The sequence below is a fragment of the Azospirillum isscasi genome (assembly GCF_030849505.1).
In the GTDB taxonomy this organism is placed as follows: domain Bacteria; phylum Pseudomonadota; class Alphaproteobacteria; order Azospirillales; family Azospirillaceae; genus Azospirillum; species Azospirillum isscasi.
Genome location: NZ_JAUJFI010000343.1, coordinates 1 through 1,602 on the forward strand (window position 1 = coordinate 1; position 1,602 = coordinate 1,602).

Annotated in this window: 1 protein-coding gene; it reads left to right on the forward strand. The window is 69.4% G+C overall.

Annotated elements, in window-relative coordinates; all coding sequences use genetic code 11:
- On the forward strand, positions 1 to 1,602 hold a 1,602-nt coding region (locus QSG27_RS28880; RefSeq protein WP_306712287.1), incomplete at both ends, for an electron transfer flavoprotein-ubiquinone oxidoreductase.

Consider the following 1,602-nt stretch of genomic DNA (forward strand, 5'->3'; position numbering starts at 1 on the left):
TCGGTGCCGGCCCGTCGGGCCTGAGCGCGGCCATCCGCCTGAAACAGCTCGCCAATGAAGCCGGGCAGGAGCTGTCGGTCTGCGTCATCGAGAAGGGCTCGGAGGTCGGCGCCCACCTGCTGTCGGGCGCGGTGTTCGAGCCGCACGCGCTGGACGAGCTGATCCCCGACTGGAAGGAGAAGGGGGCGCCGCTCACCACGCCGGCCCGCGAGGACCGTTTCCTCTTCCTCACCGAGACCAAGGCCTACAAATCGCCCGTCACCCCGCCGCAGATGCACAATCACGGCAACTGGATCATCAGCCTGGGCAACCTCGCCCGCTGGATGGCCGGGCAGGCCGAGGAGCTGGGGGTGGAGATCTACCCCGGCTTCGCCGCCGCGGAGGTGCTCTACGACGAGGCCGGCGCGGTCAAGGGCGTGGCCACCGGCGACATGGGCATCGGCAAGGACGGCGGGCGCACCGGCAACTACACGCCGGGCATGGAGCTGCACGCCAAACAGACCATCTTCGCCGAGGGCTGCCGCGGCTCGCTGACCAAGACGCTGTTCGAGCGCTTCGACCTGCGCCGCGACGCCGACCCGCAGACCTACGGCATCGGCATCAAGGAGCTGTGGGAGGTCGACCCCGCCACGTCGCAGCCCGGCCTGATCGTCCACACCATCGGCTGGCCGATGGATGCGAAGACCTACGGCGGCTCCTGGCTCTACCACATGGAGGGCAACCTGGTGTCGGTCGGCTTCGTGGTCGGGCTCGACTACGCGAACCCGCACCTGTCGCCCTTCGAGGAGTTCCAGCGCTACAAGACCCACCCGGCGATCCGCCCGACCTTCGAGGGCGGGCGGCGCATCGCCTACGGCGCCCGCGCCCTGTCGGAGGGCGGCCTCCAGTCGATCCCCAGGCTGACCTTCCCCGGCGGTCTGATCGTCGGCGACGCGGCGGGCTTCCTCAACGTGCCGAAGATCAAGGGCAACCACACCGCGATGAAGTCGGGCATGCTGGCGGCGGAGGCGGTCCATGAGCTGCTGTCGGGCGGTGCCGCGGGCGGCGAGGCGACGGCCTATCCGGAGAAGCTGAAGGCGTCCTGGGTGTGGCCGGAGCTGCACGCGGTGCGCAACATCCGTCCGGGCTTCCAGAAGGGGCTGTGGGCGGGTCTGGCCAACGCCGCGTTGGAGACGGCGACCAAGGGCAGGTCGCCGTGGACGCTGCACCACAAGCACGGCGACCACGAGACGCTGAAGCGGGCGTCGGCGATGCCGAAGATCGCCTACCCCAAGCCGGACGGGGTGGTGTCCTTCGACCGTCTGTCCTCGGTGTACCTGTCGAACACCAACCACGAGGAGGACCAGCCGGCGCACCTGACGTTGAAGGACGCCTCGGTTCCCATCGCGGTCAATCTGGCGCTCTACGACGCGCCGGAGACGCGCTACTGCCCGGCGGGGGTCTACGAGATCGTGCGGGCGGAGGGCGGCGGCGACCCGCGGCTTCAGATCAACGCGCAGAACTGCGTGCACTGCAAGACCTGCGACATCAAGGACCCCACCCAGAACATCAACTGGGTCGTCCCCGAAGGCGGCGGCGGACCCAACTATCCCGGCGGGATGT